The organism is Streptomyces sp. SLBN-31, assembly GCF_006715395.1.
GTDB lineage: Bacteria > Actinomycetota > Actinomycetes > Streptomycetales > Streptomycetaceae > Streptomyces.
Map to the genome: position 1 here is coordinate 213883 of NZ_VFNC01000001.1, position 16903 is coordinate 230785.

Annotated in this window: 15 protein-coding genes and 1 riboswitch; of the genes, 8 read left to right on the plus strand and 7 right to left on the minus strand. The window is 71.6% G+C overall.

Translation table 11 applies throughout. The features are described 5' to 3' along the window. The first annotated feature begins 170 nt into the window (after positions 1-170). On the plus strand, positions 171-1745 hold the full coding sequence (gene guaA / locus FBY22_RS01055) for a glutamine-hydrolyzing GMP synthase (RefSeq protein WP_142142000.1): 1575 nt from the start codon (positions 171-173) through the stop codon (positions 1743-1745). A 15-nt stretch (positions 1746-1760) separates the two neighbouring features. Here the strand turns inward: guaA and FBY22_RS01060 are convergent, their stop codons facing one another. Further along, positions 1761-2249: a pyridoxamine 5'-phosphate oxidase family protein gene (locus tag FBY22_RS01060; RefSeq protein WP_142142001.1), complete on the minus strand. Its 489-nt coding sequence runs from the start codon at positions 2247-2249 to the stop codon at positions 1761-1763. A 73-nt stretch (positions 2250-2322) separates the two neighbouring features. Next, positions 2323-2949: a hypothetical protein gene (locus FBY22_RS01065; protein WP_142142002.1), complete on the minus strand. Its 627-nt coding sequence runs from the start codon at positions 2947-2949 to the stop codon at positions 2323-2325. A gap of 168 nt (positions 2950-3117) precedes the next feature. Between FBY22_RS01065 and FBY22_RS01070 the strand changes: the two genes are divergently transcribed. Then, positions 3118-3927 carry a class II aldolase/adducin family protein gene (locus tag FBY22_RS01070; RefSeq protein ID WP_142142003.1) on the plus strand — a complete coding sequence of 270 codons (810 nt, stop codon included), beginning with the start codon at positions 3118-3120 and terminating at the stop codon, positions 3925-3927. Positions 3928-3930: 3 nt separating this feature from the next. Here the strand turns inward: FBY22_RS01070 and FBY22_RS01075 are convergent, their stop codons facing one another. Then, positions 3931-4821, minus strand: a complete 891-nt coding sequence (locus FBY22_RS01075; RefSeq protein ID WP_142142004.1) for a DUF4429 domain-containing protein — start codon at positions 4819-4821, stop codon at positions 3931-3933. Positions 4822-5013: 192 nt separating this feature from the next. Here FBY22_RS01075 and FBY22_RS01080 point away from each other — a divergent pair, with 192 nt between their 5' ends. Both FBY22_RS01080 and FBY22_RS01085 read left to right on the plus strand, forming a co-directional pair. Beyond that, positions 5014-6303, plus strand: a complete 1290-nt coding sequence (locus tag FBY22_RS01080; protein ID WP_142142005.1) for a hypothetical protein — start codon at positions 5014-5016, stop codon at positions 6301-6303. Positions 6304-6435: 132 nt separating this feature from the next. Beyond that, complete coding sequence (locus tag FBY22_RS01085; RefSeq protein WP_142142006.1) at positions 6436-6963, plus strand: DoxX family protein; 528 nt, start codon at positions 6436-6438, stop codon at positions 6961-6963. A 37-nt stretch (positions 6964-7000) separates the two neighbouring features. On the opposite strand, the gene FBY22_RS01090 is transcribed toward FBY22_RS01085, so the two are convergent. Beyond that, the gene (locus tag FBY22_RS01090) at positions 7001-7252 is read right to left on the minus strand and encodes a hypothetical protein (RefSeq protein ID WP_142142007.1); all 252 of its coding nucleotides are present in this window, start codon (positions 7250-7252) and stop codon (positions 7001-7003) included. Beyond that, positions 7239-8690, minus strand: coding sequence for a PspC domain-containing protein (locus FBY22_RS01095; RefSeq protein WP_142142008.1), 1452 nt, complete (start codon positions 8688-8690; stop codon positions 7239-7241). The genes FBY22_RS01090 and FBY22_RS01095 overlap by 14 nt, the downstream gene beginning before the upstream one ends. A gap of 144 nt (positions 8691-8834) precedes the next feature. Here FBY22_RS01095 and FBY22_RS01100 point away from each other — a divergent pair, with 144 nt between their 5' ends. Further along, entirely contained in the window at positions 8835-10163 is a 1329-nt protein-coding gene (locus FBY22_RS01100) for an ATP-binding protein (RefSeq protein ID WP_174267061.1), read from the plus strand. Continuing rightward, complete coding sequence (locus tag FBY22_RS01105) at positions 10160-10879, plus strand: response regulator transcription factor (RefSeq protein WP_142142010.1); 720 nt, start codon at positions 10160-10162, stop codon at positions 10877-10879. The genes FBY22_RS01100 and FBY22_RS01105 overlap by 4 nt, the downstream gene beginning before the upstream one ends. Positions 10880-10882: 3 nt before the next feature. On the opposite strand, the gene FBY22_RS01110 is transcribed toward FBY22_RS01105, so the two are convergent. Further along, positions 10883-11956 (minus strand): C40 family peptidase, encoded by a 1074-nt coding sequence (locus FBY22_RS01110; protein WP_142142011.1) that lies wholly within the window; start codon positions 11954-11956, stop codon positions 10883-10885. Positions 11957-12365: 409 nt separating this feature from the next. Here FBY22_RS01110 and FBY22_RS01115 point away from each other — a divergent pair, with 409 nt between their 5' ends. Next, a complete protein-coding gene (locus tag FBY22_RS01115; protein ID WP_142142012.1) occupies positions 12366-12719 on the plus strand; it encodes a hypothetical protein in 354 nt (117 codons plus the stop codon). A 58-nt stretch (positions 12720-12777) separates the two neighbouring features. Here FBY22_RS01115 and FBY22_RS01120 read toward each other — a convergent pair whose 3' ends face one another. Beyond that, positions 12778-13944 carry an NlpC/P60 family protein gene (locus FBY22_RS01120; protein ID WP_142142013.1) on the minus strand — a complete coding sequence of 389 codons (1167 nt, stop codon included), beginning with the start codon at positions 13942-13944 and terminating at the stop codon, positions 12778-12780. A gap of 8 nt (positions 13945-13952) precedes the next feature. Next, a riboswitch (cyclic di-AMP (ydaO/yuaA leader) is annotated at positions 13953-14123 on the minus strand. 242 nt (positions 14124-14365) lie between these two features. Here FBY22_RS01120 and pcrA point away from each other — a divergent pair. Then, positions 14366-16849 carry a DNA helicase PcrA gene (pcrA, locus tag FBY22_RS01125; RefSeq protein ID WP_142142014.1) on the plus strand — a complete coding sequence of 828 codons (2484 nt, stop codon included), beginning with the start codon at positions 14366-14368 and terminating at the stop codon, positions 16847-16849. Positions 16850-16903: the final 54 nt, after the last annotated feature.

Consider the following 16903-nt stretch of genomic DNA (forward strand, 5'->3'; position numbering starts at 1 on the left):
AGGAAGGTCGTGTGCTGAGGCATGCCGTCAGTATGCCCCGCCGCGCGGGGGTGTCCAAGACGGTTCGCATCCTGAGACGGTGCCTGCGGGGGCTTGCCCAGGAGAGGGCCCCGCCGGGCCCGGTAGACTCGGCCGCACACACACCCTCGCTCACCGCCGGAAGGCAACCCGTGTCATCAGCGACCCCAGCCGCCACCGACACCGTCCTGGTCGTCGACTTCGGCGCGCAGTACGCCCAGCTCATCGCCCGTCGCGTCCGCGAGGCCCGGGTCTACAGCGAGATCGTGCCGAGCACCATGCCGGTCGCGGAGATGCTCGCCAAGAACCCGGCGGCGATCATCCTCTCCGGCGGCCCCTCGTCCGTGTACGAGGAGGGCGCCCCCCGCCTCGACCGCGAGCTCTTCGAGGCCGGCGTCCCCGTCTTCGGCATGTGCTACGGCTTCCAGCTGATGGCGCAGGTCCTGGGCGGCACCGTCGACAACAGCGGCGCCCGCGAGTACGGCCGTACCGACCTGCACGTGTCGAAGGCGTCCTCCACCCTCTTCGAGGGCACCCCGGCCGAGCAGCACGTGTGGATGTCGCACGGCGACGCCTGCTCCGCCGCACCCGAGGGCTTCTCCGTCACGGCCTCCACGGACGTCGTCCCGGTCGCCGCCTTCGAGAACGACGACAAGAAGCTCTACGGCGTTCAGTACCACCCCGAGGTCATGCACTCCACGCACGGCCAGCAGGTCCTGGAGCACTTCCTGTACCGCGGCGCGGGTCTGACCCCCTCGTGGACCACCGGCAACGTGATCGAGGAGCAGGTCACCGCGATCCGCGAGCAGGTCGGCGACCGGCGCGCCATCTGCGGACTGTCCGGCGGCGTCGACTCGGCGGTGGCGGCAGCCCTGGTGCAGAAGGCCATCGGCTCCCAGCTGACCTGCGTGTACGTCGACCACGGCCTGATGCGCAAGGGTGAGACCGAGCAGGTCGAGAAGGACTTCGTGGCGGCGACCGGCGTGCAGCTGAAGGTCGTGGACGCGGAGGAGCGGTTCCTGACCGCCCTGAAGGGCGTCTCGGACCCGGAGGAGAAGCGGAAGATCATCGGCCGCGAGTTCATCCGGGTCTTCGAGCAGGCCCAGGCGGAGATCATCGCGGACGAGGGCCCGGCGGTGGAGTTCCTGGTCCAGGGCACGCTCTACCCGGACGTCGTCGAGTCCGGCGGCGGCACCGGCACGGCCAACATCAAGTCGCACCACAACGTCGGCGGCCTGCCCGAGGACCTCGAGTTCCAGCTCATCGAGCCGCTGCGCAAGCTGTTCAAGGACGAGGTCCGGATGGTCGGCCAGGAGCTCGGCCTGCCGGACGAGATCGTCCAGCGCCAGCCGTTCCCCGGCCCGGGCCTGGGTATCCGCATCGTCGGCGAGGTCACCAAGGAGCGGCTGGACCTGCTCCGCGAGGCCGACGCCATCGCCCGCGAGGAGCTGACCGCGGCCGGCCTCGACCGCGACATCTGGCAGTGCCCGGTGGTCCTGCTCGCGGACGTCCGCTCGGTCGGCGTCCAGGGTGACGGCCGCACCTACGGCCACCCGATCGTGCTGCGCCCGGTCTCCTCCGAGGACGCCATGACCGCCGACTGGTCGCGTCTGCCGTACGACGTCCTCGCGAAGATCTCCACCCGCATCACCAACGAGGTCAAGGACGTCAACCGTGTCGTCCTCGACGTCACCTCGAAGCCGCCGGGCACCATCGAGTGGGAGTGAGCCCGCTGCCGGGGCTCAGGTGCGCTTGATCGTGCGCACCGGCTCGCCGGGCTTCCAGACCTGGACGACGAGGTACTTGTCGTCCTCGACGCAGGTCCGCACGACCTCCGTCAGCTCGGCGCGGAAGAGGTGGAACGGCTCCGGCGGTTCCACCTCTTCGCCGTACGCGGCCTTGGTCGCGGCATCCTCGACCTCGACCGCCCGGCCGGCGATCCGGACGTCGCCGCCTCCCATGGACTGGCCTTCCCCCGGGTTCGCCTGAAGCGCGAACCGCGGGTCGCGGCGCAGGTCCAGGGCCTTGAGCGAGTCGGGCATCATCCCCAGCCACAGCTCCCCGTTCAGGAAGCGGACCTCCAGCCCCGTGGTGCGCGGGGAGCCGTCCTTGCGCAGGGTGGCCAGGACATGGTGCGTGAAGGCCCCGAAGCGCGCCTCGACGGTCCTCGCGAGATCGGGCTCGGCGGCCGCGAAGTCCGCCCAGCCCGCTGTCGTACGACTCGTTGTCATACGACGAGTGTGGCGCCGATACCCGACACCTTCTGTCGGGTATCCGAGGCAACGCCGGACCGGGGAGCGGAGGTCACGCCGGATAGGGGACCGGACGGACGAAGCGCTCGCGCCCCGCCTCGTCCCGCACCGGCGTGCAGCCCGCCGCCGTCAGTTGCGCGGCCAGTTTCGCCCGGCGGGCCGTGTTCACGCGCAGGGAGCCGAACATGAACGCAGGCGTCAGGACCGCGAGCGGCAGCAGCACGGAGTACACCCCGGTCACCACCGCCAGCAGCAGGAACAGCACCCCGGCGGCCACCCCGACGGTGCGCAGCTGCACGGGGTTGCCGGCCTCGGTCATGGCGTCGTACCGGATGACCTTCGTGAGCAGGTCCACCTCCGGCTGCGCCTCGGGCACCGGCGTGAGCGAGTTCAGGTGCATGCCGGGCACCGCGCCACCCTCGCCGACCTGCGGGAACGCGGCCGCGTTGGCCGCCGCGCGCTGCTGCGCCCAGGCGTCGCCGGAGCGGACCAGGTGCACGTGCAGCACCTTGTGGCGGCCGACGAGGCGGACGCCGGCGTAACGGAAGCCGAAGCACTCGGCGACATGGACGAGCGCGGCGAAGCTCTTCAGGTCGGAGAAGGGGTGGACCAGCTCGACGTGATCCCGGTTCGCCAGCTGTCGCATGAGGCTGGTGAGGTGACGTTCGGCTTGGCTCATGAGGGGCTCCGGTGACTGAAAAGCAACGCTGAATCTGTGGTTCCGCATCCCAGACCCACGAGCACCCGAAACGGTTGCGCGCGTCATCTTTACAGAACAGATCTGTTCTCCTGAGCTGACCGACGGTAACTTCCGCCCCGTAAAGCAACCCAGTGCTGGAGGAAGAACATGCACGGGACCCCCGGGGCCGGACCCACCCCGCCCCCGCCGCTCCCGACCGACCGGCTGCGGTTCGCGATGCCGCCCATGCACGACTCGGTCGACGACGAACGCCGGCACCGCAAGGAACGCCTCGCCGGCGCGCTGCGGATCTTCGGACGGCTCGGCTTCGAGGACGGGGTCTCCGGGCACATAACCGCCCGCGACCCCGAGTTCTCAGACTGCTTCTGGGTCAACCCCTTCGGCATGCCCTTCAAGCACGTCACCGTGAGCGACCTGGTGCTCGCCAACTCCGACGGCCAGGTCGTCGAGGGCCGCTACCACGTCAACCAGGCGGCCTTCACCGTGCACGCCCAGGTCCACGCCGCCCGCCCGGACGTCGTCGCCGTCGCCCACTGCCACTCGGTGAACGGCCGCGCCCTGTCCGCGCTCGGCGACCTCCTGGACCCCATCACCCAGGAGAGCTGCGCGTTCTACGAGGACCACGCCCTCTACGACGCCTACACCGGCGTCGCCGTCGACGCCGAGGAGGGCCGCCGCATCGCCGCCGCACTCGGCTCCCGCAAGGCGCTCGTCCTGCGCAACCACGGGCTGCTGACGGTCGGCGACTCCGTGGACGCGGCCGCCTGGTGGTTCGTGTCCATGGAACGCTCCGCCCAGGTCCAGCTCACCGCCAAGGCGGCCGGCCGGCCCCTGCTCATCGACCACAAGCTGGCGGCGGCCACCCGCGAACAGCTCGGCGGCGACCTGGTCGCGTGGATCAACTACCAGCCGATGTGGCAGGACATCAGCCGCAGCGAACCCGACCTGCTGAGCTGACCACTACGCCTGGAACCCCCGCAGTACGGCCGCCTTCGTCATCGCGAACTCCTCGTCCGTGAGTACCCCCTCCCGGTGGAGTTCGCCCAACTCCCGCAGCCTGCGCAGGAGTACGTCGTGGTGGTCGGCGGACGGCGGCACGGCACCGGTGAGCCGCGGCCGGTCGGCCCGGTCGGCGACGCCCCGGGTGGAGGGGTGCGGCAGACGCGCGGTGACCGCGGTGGCGACGAGCGCGGTCAGCAGATCCCGGCGCGAGCTGCCCCACAGGTCCAGGGCGTACGGGTCCTTCTCCGGCGGCAGCTTGGAGAACACCGTCTCCCGCGTCACGAACCGCAGGAAACCGTCCTCGTAACCGGAGTTGGGCAGCCACTCGACCTGCACCAGATCACCGAGGGCGATGATCCGCGGCCCCGTCGCCCGCTTGACCCGGTCCGAGGTGTCCGCCCAGTCGATGCGCACCTGGGTGCCGTCGAAGGAGACCGTCCCGTCGGAGGAGCGGACCGAGACCGGAACCGGGGGCCCCGGCAGCAGGTACGCCTTGGTCGGCTCCTTGGGGATCTGGTCCAGCAGCAGCGCCCGGCGGATCTCCTCGGCGACGTACTCCGCGACCCCGGCCCGGTCGACGTCCACCACCAGGCGGTAGGGGTCGGCCGGGTCCGGCAGCCGTCCCCCCGTCGCCTGCAGCAGCGGATCGGCCCCCTCGCGCAGCCGTATCCGCAGCCGCCCCCGCTTGCGTTCCGGCTCCAAGACCACGCCCGCGATCGCCTCCAGGGGCACGGAGACCTCGCCGTACGTCTGCCGGAACAGTGGCACGGAGCGGTGCAGGCCCGGCGTGATCCTGACCGTGGTGCCGTCGAAGGCCCAGGTCCCGTCCCGCTGGATGATCTCGGCCATGGGGAAATTCTCGCAGCCGGGTCAACACGGCGGCCCCCGCTTCACCCGCGCTGACCAGACCTGGCGGACGCGGGCCCGGTGCGGTAGGGCACAATTCGCTGTCATCACAGGGGAGTTGCAAGGCGGCGGACGACTGCTCGGCAGGGACGCCGGTCGACAGGCGATGGGTCGTGCGGAAGGCGGGCGGCGGGCGTGGCGGTGCAGGAGGCGAGAGGGGGCGCGGAGACGCGCGCGCACGGAGGGGCGCACGCGGGCGGCTGCGCCTGCGGGGACTGCCCGCACGGGGCGCGCGAGGGGCACCGGCGGGCGGTCGCCGAGTTCCTGCTCCTGCGCGACGGGTTCGCCGCCGGACAGGGCGTGCCCGCCGCCGTGGCCCACTCGGCCCAGGCGTCCCGCCAGTGGGTCTCGGAGGAGCTCACCCAGTCCGCGGAACTCGTCGCCGAACGGGGCCGTGCCGAGGGCGAGGCCTGGCTGGCCCGCCTGTGGCGGTACACCGCCGTCGCCGTATGGGCGCTGGTACTGGTGTTGCTCCTGGTGCAGTCCCTGACCGCGATCGGCGCGGGCTGGACCTCCGCGCGCACGGCCGGACTCCTGGCGGCCCTGCTCGTCGCCGCCGCGCTCACGGCCGCGTCGTGGTTCCACCGCGCCCGCGGCGGCTCCATGGCCCCGGTGATCGGCGAGGACCACCGCCTGTCCACCTCGCGCACCGTGGCGGCGGCCTGGGTGCTCTTCGTCGCCTACGCCGTGCTCGTGCTGGCGGGCCGCCTCGCCGTCGCCTCCGACCACGCCGAACGCGACGCCCTCGTCTCCGGCCTCGAACTCGCCCGCGGCGCCGGCGTGGTGACCGTCCTCGCCGTGGTGTGCGGCATCGCGGTCCTGGTGCGGCGGGTCGTCGGCCTGCGGGTCCTCGGCCAGCGGCTGCAGAAGGTACGGGCGGACCGGCCCCGCGCCGCCGACCTGCTGACCGACGACGCCGGGCGCGGCTCCTTCGCCGACATCCAGTACGTCGTGATCAGCGCCGTCGCCCTGCTGTTCTCGGCGGTACGGCTGGCCCGCCGCCCCGACCAACTGCCCGACCTGCCCTGGGGCCTCGCCGTCGTGGTGCTGGTGTCGGCCGCGACCTACCTGGCCGGCAAGTACGCGGAGGGCGGCCGCCCGGTGATCCTCTCCGTGGTGCGCGCCCGGGAGGCCGGTGACCTCGACGGCCCGATCCGCACCGGCGACGACATCGAGATCCGCGGCGCGGGCTTCGTCCCGCCCGGCGCGCAGGGCGCCGACCGGCTGTCCCGGATGGTCGTGCGCATCGGCGCGGTGAACGTGCACGTCCCGCTCGTCCCGGTCACCGGCGGATTCAGCAACCCGACCGACGCGGTGCTCACGGTGCCGGTGCCGGCCGATGTGGAGCCCGGCCGGGTCGAGGTGCAGGTGGTGACGGCGGCCGGGGTGGAGACGAACCGGTATGCGATCGATGTGACCGACTGACATCAATGTGACCGCTTCTGCCGACTCGTCGGGACCTGGACGGAAAACTCCTCGAACAGTTTGAGCACCTCCGCCCTTGCGTACGTATCGTCTGGCAAGGGGTCCCGGCCCGACGGGCGAGAGGCGACAGCGATGACTCACGGCATGCGCACGGACACGTACACCCCCCATCTCGACCAAGAACGTGGCTGGCGGGACAACCTCGCCCGCTACGCCCTCCTCCCTCTGCGCGTCTTCCTCGGCGTCACCTTCATCTACGCCGGGCTGGACAAGCTCACCGACAGCGCCTTCATGAAGTCCTCCGGCGCGGGCTCGATCGGCGAGACGATGCGCTCCGTCCGCGACTCCTCCGCCATCCCGGCCCTGGTCGACATGGCCCTGAAGAACCCCGTGGGCTTCGGCTACGCCATCGCCCTCGGCGAACTGGCCGTCGGCATCGGCACCCTGATAGGCCTGCTGGCCCGCCTCGCGGCGCTCGGCGGCGCGCTGATCTCCTTCAGCCTGTGGATGACCGTCAGCTGGGCCAACGACCCGTACTACTACGGCAATGACCTCGCCTACCTGATGGCCTGGCTGCCCCTGGTCCTCGCGGGCGCCCCCATGCTCTCCCTGGACGCCGTCCTCCGCACCCGGCGACGCAGGCGGGCGGAAGGGTACTGACCCTCGTTCTGCGCCGGTGGGCCGAGCGGGCGGAACGCTACTCGGGCGCTTTCGCCCCCGGGCCCACCGACGCCGTCTCCCCGCCGGCCGGCACCGCCCGCCGCCGGCGTACGCCCCGGCCGATCAGTCCCACCACGCCGGCGAGGCACAGCCCGCCCACCACGAGCGGTATCAGCGCGAACCACGGCGTCTCCCACGCCCCGCCCGCGTCCCCGGCGTAGACGACGCCCGCCAGCGCGAGGAAGCAGCCGGCGACCAGCCTCCCGGGCTGGAACTCATGACGCAGCACGGCTCACCTCCGCCTGGCCGAGACCGACCTGGAGATCGAGGTCGAGGGTGCCGGCGTTCCCGCCGCCCTTGACCGGTTTCAGGGTCACGTCCTTGTGCTTGCCCGGCTGCACGTCCACGTCCTGCCTTCGGTCCCCCGGCAACTGGATGTCGCCCACGCCCACGTCGATCGTCAGCCGCACGGTCACGTCCTTGGGCACGATCACCCACAGCCGGCCCGCCCCGACCTCGGCGCCCGTGCTCACCGTCTGTCCCTTCGTCAGCCGCAGCCGGCTCAGGTCCAGGGTGCCGACACCGCTGCCCAGGTGGTACTTCCCCTGCACCTCCGCCACGGCGGCCGGCTGCCAGGTCGTGCGCGTCCAGTGCGTGCCGATGTCCTTGGGCAGGGCGGCCGACGAGGCGAGCAGCGCCGCCGTGACGACGGCCAGGAAGACCGACCCCGCTCCCGTGCGCCCCAGGAAGGCGCTGACCGCTATACCGAGGCCGAAGACGACGAGCGCCCAGGCGAGTCCGGTCTGCAGGCTGGTGCCGAGCGCGTGGTCCTGCCACGTGGCGGCGGTGCCGAGGCCGCCCGCGAGGAGCGCGAACAGGAAGATCCAGCCCCCGATCCAGCGGGGGCCGCGCGGCTTCGGCGCCGGGACGCGCGGGGTGCGTGTGTCCGTGCGGTTGATCCAGGAGTTGCCGAGGCTGATGTTGACGGCCGCGGCGATGTCCCGGTCGTGGGATTCCCGGGGACCCCACAGGTAGCCGGTGCCGCCGACGTGCGTGCCGTCCTTGACGATGGGCTCGCGCCACCAGGAGGGGTAGAAGGCGGGGACGGGCGGCGCCTGGGCCTCCGGCGGGGCGTCGGCGGCGGCCTGGGCGGCCAGCGGGTCCGGGTCGGGTGCCCCTCGCTGGCGCGACCAGTAGCCGGCGCCGGCCAGCAGCAGCGAGAGCACGACGGCGAAGGCCAGCACACTGCCGTTCCTGAGCATGGTCAGGAAGACTCCGCAGCCGACCAGCGCGAACAGCACCGCGGTCAGCGCCTGCCCGTCGACGCGGCCGGTGAGCAGCTTGCGGACCTCGTTCTCCTCGTCGTCCTCGAACGGGACGAGGAGCCACACGAACCCGTAGAAGATCAGGCCGATGCCGCCGGTCGCGGAGAGCACGACGAGGGTGATCCGGAAGATCACCGGGTCCATGTCGCACTGCCGCCCGAGCCCGGAACACACTCCGGCGAGCATCTTGTACCGCCGGTCGCGGCGGAACCTCTCGGGGGCTCCGAAGTCCGCCGTACCGGGGTCCGTGCCGGGGTCCGCAGTGCCGTCCGCGCCGGCTTCCGGTCCGGTGGCAGTCGGGGCGTGCGCGGCGGGCGCGGCATCCTGCGGCCCGGCGCCCGGTGAGGGGCGAGGGCCGGGGCCGGGTCCCGGACCCGGCGCGGCGCGCTCGTGATCTGTCATGGCTCCATGGTGACGGGCGGGCCGCCCCGGCGGGAGTCGGGACGACCCTGGACCGACCCTGATATCGCCCCCGAGCCGGCGCCCAGGGAAGCCTTCGACGGGCCACGCCGCCGAAGATCAGGGGAGTCTCGGGGGCCGACCCTGATGTCCTCGTCCGCCGGCCGTGTGAGGATCGGTGGCATGCCGGAAGCCGCCGCAGCGCCCCTCGTCGAACCGCGGCCGCCGCGCAAGCTCTACCGCAGCAGCGACGGACGCTGGCTGGGTGGCGTGGCGCGGGGGCTCGCCGGGCATCTCGGACTGCCCGTCATCTGGGTCCGGCTGGTCTTCGTCGGCCTGTTCATGGCGGACGGCCTCGGCGCGCTGCTGTACGCCGCGTTCTGGTTCTTCGTACCGCTGGGCGTCGGCGGCGTCGGCGGGCAGAAGCCCCCGGCGTTCGTCAGCACCGAGACCTCGCCCGACGGCCGCCGACGCCTGGTGGCCCGCAAGCCGGACCGGGGCCAGATCGTCGCGCTGCTCCTCATGGTCGTGGTGGCCCTGGTCTTCGTGGGCAACGTCAACCTGAGCGGGGGCGTCAAGGCCTACCTGTGGCCCGCCGTCCTCGTCGGCGCGGGCGTCGCACTGGTCTGGCGCCAGGCGGACAACGCCCGCCGGGCCCGCTGGGTCGAGGTCGGCAGCCGCCGCCGCACGCTGACCCTGCTGCGCGCCGCGGGCGGCGTCCTGCTCGTCACCGCCGGCGTCTCCGGCATCTTCGTCCTCCAGGGCTCCGCCGCCCACCTCGGCTCCGTCCTGCAGGCGGCCCTCGCCGTCCTCGTCGGGACAACGCTCCTCGCCGGGCCCTACCTCGTCCGCATGACCCAGGACCTGTCCGAGGAACGCCTGATGCGCATCCGCGCCCAGGAGCGCGCCGAGGTCGCCGCCCATGTCCACGACTCCGTGCTGCACACCCTGACCCTGATCCAGCGCAACGCGGAGAACGCCGGCGAGGTGCGCCGCCTGGCCCGCGCCCAGGAACGCGACCTGCGGACCTGGCTGTACAAGCCGGAGGGCACCGGCAAGGACGAGGCCGACGAACCCGCCGGCCTCGCCGACGCCGTCCGGCGCAACGCCGCCGAGGTCGAGGACAAGCACGGCGTCCCCATCGAGGTCGTCGTCGTCGGCGACTGCCCGCTCGACGAGAGGATCGCCGCGCAGATGCAGGCCGCGCGCGAGGCGATGGTCAACGCCGCCAAGTACGGTGGCGAGGGAGGCGCGGTGCAGGTCTACGCCGAAGTGGAGGGGAAGACGGTCTTCGTGTCCGTGCGGGACCGCGGCCCCGGCTTCGACCTCGACTCGATACCCGCCGACCGCATGGGCGTCAGAGAATCGATCATCGGCCGCATGGAGCGCAACGGGGGCACGGCGCGCCTGCGCGCGGTGCCCGACGGCGGCACGGAGGTCGAGCTGGAGATGGAGAGGGCGGAGAAGACGTCATGAGCGATCCGACCGAGGCGAACGAGTCAGTGGAGCCGACCGGCGGGAGTGCCGGGGAGCGGCACGTGCGCGTGGTCCTCGTCGACGACCACCGCATGTTCCGTACAGGCGTACAGGCCGAGATCGGCCGTACCGACGAGACCGGCGTCGAGGTCGTCGGCGAGGCCGCGGACGTCGACCAGGCGGTCACGGTCATCACCGCGACCCGCCCCGAGGTCGTCCTCCTCGACGTCCACCTCCCGGGCGGCGGAGGGGTCGAAGTGCTGCGCCGCTGCGCTCCGTTGATGGCCGACGCCGAGCAGCCCGTGCGCTTCCTCGCGCTGTCCGTGTCGGACGCGGCGGAGGACGTGATCGGTGTGATCCGCGGCGGCGCCCGCGGCTACGTCACCAAGACGATCACCGGCACCGACCTCGTCAACTCCGTCTTCCGGGTCCAGGAGGGGGACGCCGTGTTCTCCCCGCGGCTGGCCGGCTTCGTCCTGGACGCGTTCGCCTCCACCGACGCCCCGCCGGTCGACGAGGACTTGGACCGGCTCACCCAGCGCGAGCGCGAGGTGCTGCGCCTGATCGCCCGCGGGTACGCGTACAAGGAGATCGCCAAGCAGCTGTTCATCTCGGTGAAGACGGTCGAGTCCCATGTCTCGGCGGTCCTGCGGAAGCTGCAGCTGTCGAACCGGCACGAGCTGACGCGGTGGGCGACGGCCCGGCGCCTGGTCTGACGCTCACACCACCCGCGTCGCCCCCGCGAAGGGCATCTCGTCGATCGGCGCGATCCGCACCGGAGCCGAGGGGTTCGGGGCATGGATCATCTGCCCGTTGCCGATGTAGATGCCGACGTGGCTGATGCCCGAGTAGAAGAACACCAGGTCGCCCGGGAGCAGTTCGGACCGCGAGACCCGGCGGCCGGCGTCGATCTGGGCGTATGTCGTGCGGGGCAGGGAGACGCCCGCGGAGCGGTACGCGGACAGGACGAGGCCCGAGCAGTCGAAGGCGTCCGGGCCGGTGGCGCCCCACACGTAGGGGCTGCCGAGCTTGGAGTAGGCGTACTGGACGGCGGCCGCGGCACGGGAGTCGGGTGCCTGGGCCGTGGCCGGGGCGGGAACCTGGAGCCCGACGCGTCCGTCCGTGCCCGACCGGGACGCGCGGCCCGTACCGCCGCCGTCCAGCCCGAGCCGTGCGCGCTCCTCGGGCGACAGGCCGGACAGCAGCCGTCGTGCCGCGTCCAGCTTGCCGGTGATCGTCTTCTTCTGTCGCGCCAGTTCGGCCTGCCGTGCCTTCAGTGAGGTCAGCTCGGTGCGTGCGGTCCCGCGCAACTGCTGGATCTCCCGCAGCTGTTCGCGTACGCCCGCGACGGCCGCCGCCTGCCGGGTGCCGACCCGGTCGACGAACTCGGCGCCGTCCAGGTACCGGTCGGGATCGCTGGAGAGGACGAGCTGCACCGCGGGGTCCAGCCCGCCGCCCCGGTACTGCGCCGCCGCCACCGAACCCAGCGCTTCCCGCGCCGAGTTGAGCCTTTCCGTCTTGCGTGCCGCCTCGTCCCGCAGGGTCGACAGGCGGTCCTCGGCGGTCTGCGCCTTCTCCTTCGCGCCGTCGTACTTCTGGGTGGCGGTCTCGGCCTCCTGGTAGAGCCGGTCCACCTTCGCCTTGACCTGTGCCGGAGTCAGCCGCGGCTCGGCGTGCCCGGTCCCGTCGAAGGCCGTCGCGGTCGCGGCGCCCGCCAGGGCGATCGTGAAGGCCGTACGGGCGGTGCTGCCGCCCAGTGATGATCGCCGACCGGGCTTGCGATGCGCTGCCACCTGGGCTGCACGTCCTCTCGTACGACGACCCCGTCCGGGGCGGCTTACGCGTCCGGCGGCGGCCCGCACAGGGGGAGCGGGCCGCCGCCGGACCTTCTCGGCGGTGGTGGCCGACTGCCGCCCCTGGCCCGGGCGGCGGTGGGGAGCCGGTCACCTGGGGAAGGACGCTAAACCTGGCGGTGTCGGTCCGGTAACGCATTGTGCGGAAGTGCCTTGAGTGGGGCGGCCGGTGACCGTGTACGACCGTGATCCAGGCCATGCCTCGTCGGGTTCACGCGGTGCGCTGACCGAAGTGACGGTTTTCGGGTGTCCCCGGGTGGCGGGGTGCTATGGCGCATATATGCGGCCGGCGAAGTGGGGGAGGGCCGGTGTCGGGTGCCCCGGGCGCCCCTGTCTAAGCTCCGGCCTCATGGACGTACTCATCCATCTCTTCGTCGGCCTGCACATCGTCGGCATCGCCGCGCTGCTCGGCGGCTTCCTCACCCAAATGAAGGCGATGGGGCAGGGCACGGCCCGCTTCGTCCCCGGCATGCTGCACGGGGCGCTGACCATGCTGCTCACCGGCGCGATCCTGGTCGGCCTCAACCAGGCCGACGACCACCACGTCAACAACGTCAAGATCGGCCTGAAGCTGGCCCTGCTGATCGTGATCCTCGGCCTGGTCTACGTGAAGCGGGACGAGGAGAAGGTGGACAAGAGCATGTTCGCCCTGGTGGGCGCGCTCACCACGGCGAACATCTTCATCGCGGTGCTGTGGACCTGACGTAGGCGCGTGGGGGTGCGGGGGGCGCACGGCGAAGGCCGCGCGCCCCATTGGTGCGTCAGGCCGGTCGGACCACGCTGTGGATGATGGACTCGCCGCCGTAGTAGATCGACTCCTCGCGGACGTACGCGCCCGGCTTCGGGGCGTGGATCATCATGCCGTTGCCGATGTAGATGCCGACGTGGCTGATGTCGTCGTAGAAGAAGATCAGGTCGCCGGGCTGGGCGTCGGTGAGGGAGACGGTGGTGCCGGCGTTCACCTGGTCGTAGGTGGTGCGGGGAAGCGTGACGCCGGCGGCCTTCCAGGCGGCCTGGGTGAGGCCGGAGCAGTCGTAGGAGTCGGGTCCTGTGGCGCCCCAGACGTACGGCTTGCCGATCTGCGCGCGGGCGAACGCGATCGCCTTCGCGGCCTTGGTGGCGTACGAGGTGTCAGAGGTGCCGGTGCCGGTTCCAGTACTGGTGCCGGTGCTGGAACCGGACGTGGAGCCGCTGTCCTGGGCCGCGGCCTCGGCCTGCGCGGCCGCCTGCTGCTTGGCCAGCTCCGCGGCCTTGCGGGCGGCCTCCTCCTGCTTCTGCTTCTCGATCTCCGCGAGCCGCGCCTTCTCCTCGGCCGTCAGCTTCGACAGCAGTTCGCGCGCGGAGCTGAGCTTGCGCTGCACCGTGGACTTGGCGGTCTGCAGGTCGCTCTGCGTCCGGGTGAGCGTCTCCAGGCTCCGGGAGGCCTCCTCGCGCTTCTTCATCGTCGCCGACTGCTCGGCGAAGTAGTCGTCGACCGCGGTCTTCTGACGTGAGGTCAGCCGGCCCATCAGCTGGGTCTGGTCGAAGTAGTCCTGCGGGGAGTCGGCGAGCAGGAAGGTCGCGGTGTCGGGTGCGGCGGCCCCGGTGCGGTACTGGGCGGCCGCGAACGAACCGAGCTCCTCGCGCTCCTGGTTGAGCTTCTGGGCGCGCTGGGCGACGTCGTCGAGGAGGGTGTCCACCTGCTTGCGCTGCTTGGTGGTCTTCTCCTTGGCCGCGTTGTACTTCTCGGTGGCCGACTCGGCCTGGCGGTAGAGGTCGTCGACCTTCTTCTCGACCTCCTCGATGCTGGGCCGGCCGTCGGTGGAGGGTGCTGCGTTGGCCGTCTGGGACAGCAGTGCCACGGAGGTGAGGGTGGCCGTGGCGAGAGCGGGGGTGCGTATGCCTGCTACGCGCGTTCCCGCGGGGCGCGACTTGCGGTGCGACGCCAAGGGAGGCGACTCCTTCCATGTTCCGCCTACCGAGTTAGCTGTCGGGTTCGGGCGGGTGGTTCGGAAGGGTTGCCCTACGGTCCGCTCCCCGTGAGGGGTCGGGCCGATTCACCCCGAGGTCGGTTGGGTCCCCGGCTCCGGACGGCGCGGCGGCGCCCCGGACTCGGCGGAGGCCACGCGGCCCGGCGACGTTCGCCGGTGGGGGTCGTATGGCCTTGCGGAACGGTAGCCAACTCGTGTGGCCCATGTGAAGGACGATGTTCGATATGCCCGATACATTTTCGTGACCTTTGGTCAACCTTCCGCCGCTGGTCACAGATCGTGACGGAAGGGTGTGGCAGCGTGCGCGGCGGTATCGGATCCGGCGATGTTCTCAGGGCGGCGGCGGGCTGTCAGTGGGGCCCCCTAGACTCGGAGAGCGATGAGCAGCCTCTTTGACGACAGCTTCCTGGCGGACCTCCAGGCCCCCCGCGGCCACGAGGAGCCCCCGCCGCCGCCCGAGGACGATCACGTACCGGAGCCGGTTCCGGACGATCTGTTCGGCGGGAAGTTCGACGTGCCGCCGGACCGGGACCCCTACTACCGCGACGGCGCCCCGCGCCCGGCGATCGACCCGGCCGCGCTCCTCGACGGGCTGAACGAGAACCAGCGCGCGGCCGTCGTGCACGCCGGCACCCCCCTGCTCATCGTCGCCGGCGCCGGCTCCGGCAAGACCCGTGTGCTCACCCACCGCATCGCCCACCTCCTGGGCTCGCGGAGCGTGCACCCCGGCCAGATCCTCGCGATCACCTTCACCAACAAGGCCGCCGGTGAGATGAAGGAGCGTGTCGAGCAGCTCGTCGGCCCGCGCGCGAACGCGATGTGGGTGATGACCTTCCACAGCGCGTGCGTGCGCATCCTGCGCCGCGAGAGCAAGAAGCTCGGCTTCACCTCCTCGTTCTCGATCTACGACGCCGCCGACTCCAAGCGCCTGATGGCCCTGGTCTGCCGGGACCTGGAGCTCGACCCCAAGCGCTATCCCCCGAAGTCCTTCAGCGCCAAGATCAGCAACCTGAAGAACGAGCTGATCGACGAGGAGGACTTCGCCGCCCAGGCCACCGACGGCTTCGAGAAGACCCTCGCCCAGGCCTACGCCATGTACCAGTCGCGGCTGCGCGAGGCGAACGCCCTCGACTTCGACGACCTGATCATGACGACGGTCAACCTGCTGCGTGCCTTCCCGGACGTCGCCGAGCACTACCGCCGCCGCTTCCGGCACGTCCTGGTCGACGAGTACCAGGACACCAACCACGCGCAGTACGCGCTGGTGCGCGAGCTCGTGGGCACCGGCGCCCACGACGAGGACGTCCCGCCGAGCGAGCACGACGTCCCGCCCGCCGAACTGTGCGTCGTCGGTGACGCCGATCAGTCGATCTACGCCTTCCGCGGCGCGACGATCCGCAACATCCTCCAGTTCGAGGAGGACTACCCGGACGCGACCACGATCCTGCTGGAGCAGAACTACCGCTCCACCCAGACGATCCTCTCCGCGGCCAACGCCGTCATCGAGCGCAACGAATCCCGCCGCCCGAAGAACCTGTGGACCAACGCCGGCGCGGGCGCCCGCATCACCGGCTACGTCGCCGACACCGAGCACGACGAGGCGCAGTTCGTCGCCGACGAGATAGACCGTCTCACCGACGCGGGCGACGCGAAGGCCGGCGACGTCGCCGTCTTCTACCGCACCAACGCCCAGTCCCGTGTCTTCGAAGAGGTCTTCATCCGCGTCGGCCTGCCCTACAAGGTCGTCGGCGGCGTCCGCTTCTACGAGCGCAAGGAGGTCCGGGACGTCCTGGCCTACCTGCGCGTCCTCGCCAACCCCGAGGACTCGGTGCCGCTGCGCCGCATCCTCAACGTCCCCAAGCGCGGCATCGGTGAGCGCGCCGAGGCGATGATCGACGCTCTCTCCCAGCGCGAGAAGATCAGCTTCCCGCAGGCGCTGCGCCGCGTCGACGAGGCGTACGGCATGGCCGCACGGTCCACCAACGCGGTCAAGAAGTTCAACACGCTGATGGAGGACCTCCGTACGATCGTCGACTCCGGCGCGGGCCCCGCGACCGTCCTGGAGGCGGTGCTCGAACGGACCGGCTATCTCGCCGAGTTGCAGGCCTCGACCGATCCGCAGGACGAGACCCGGATCGAGAACCTCCAGGAACTCGCCGCCGTCGCCCTGGAGTTCGAGCAGGAGACCGCGGAGGGCGAGGCCTCCGGCGGACTCGCCGACTTCCTGGAGCGGGTGGCCCTGGTCGCCGACTCGGACCAGATCCCGGACGAGGACGAGGACGGCTCCGGAGTCATCACGCTGATGACCCTGCACACAGCCAAGGGCCTGGAGTTCCCGGTGGTCTTCCTCACCGGCATGGAGGACGGCGTCTTCCCGCACATGCGCGCCCTCGGCCAGGCCAAGGAGCTGGAGGAGGAGCGGCGGCTGGCGTACGTCGGCATCACGCGCGCGCGTGAGCGGCTGTACCTGACCCGCTCGTCCCTGCGCAGCGCCTGGGGCCAGCCGTCGTACAACCCGCCCTCCCGCTTCCTGGAGGAGATCCCGGCCCACCACGTCGACTGGAAGCGCACCGGCGCCACGGCCCCGGTGTCCTCCGGCCCCGCGTCCGGAGTGGCCGCCTCCCTGTCGTCCTCCCGCTCGCGCTCCTCGGCGTCGGGCGCGTCGGGCTTCGCCACGCGCCGCACGTCCGAGAAGCCGGTGGTCTCCCTGGCCGTCGGCGACCGGGTCACCCACGACCAGTTCGGGCTCGGCACGGTCGTCGCGGTCAAGGGCACCGGCGGGAACGCGGAGGCGACGATCGACTTCGGCGACGCCAAGCCCAAGCGGCTGCTGCTGCGGTACGCGCCGGTCGAGAAGCTCTGACGCGAAACGGCCCCCGCTGCTTCTCAGGAGCGGGGGCTCGTACGGCGGTCGGGT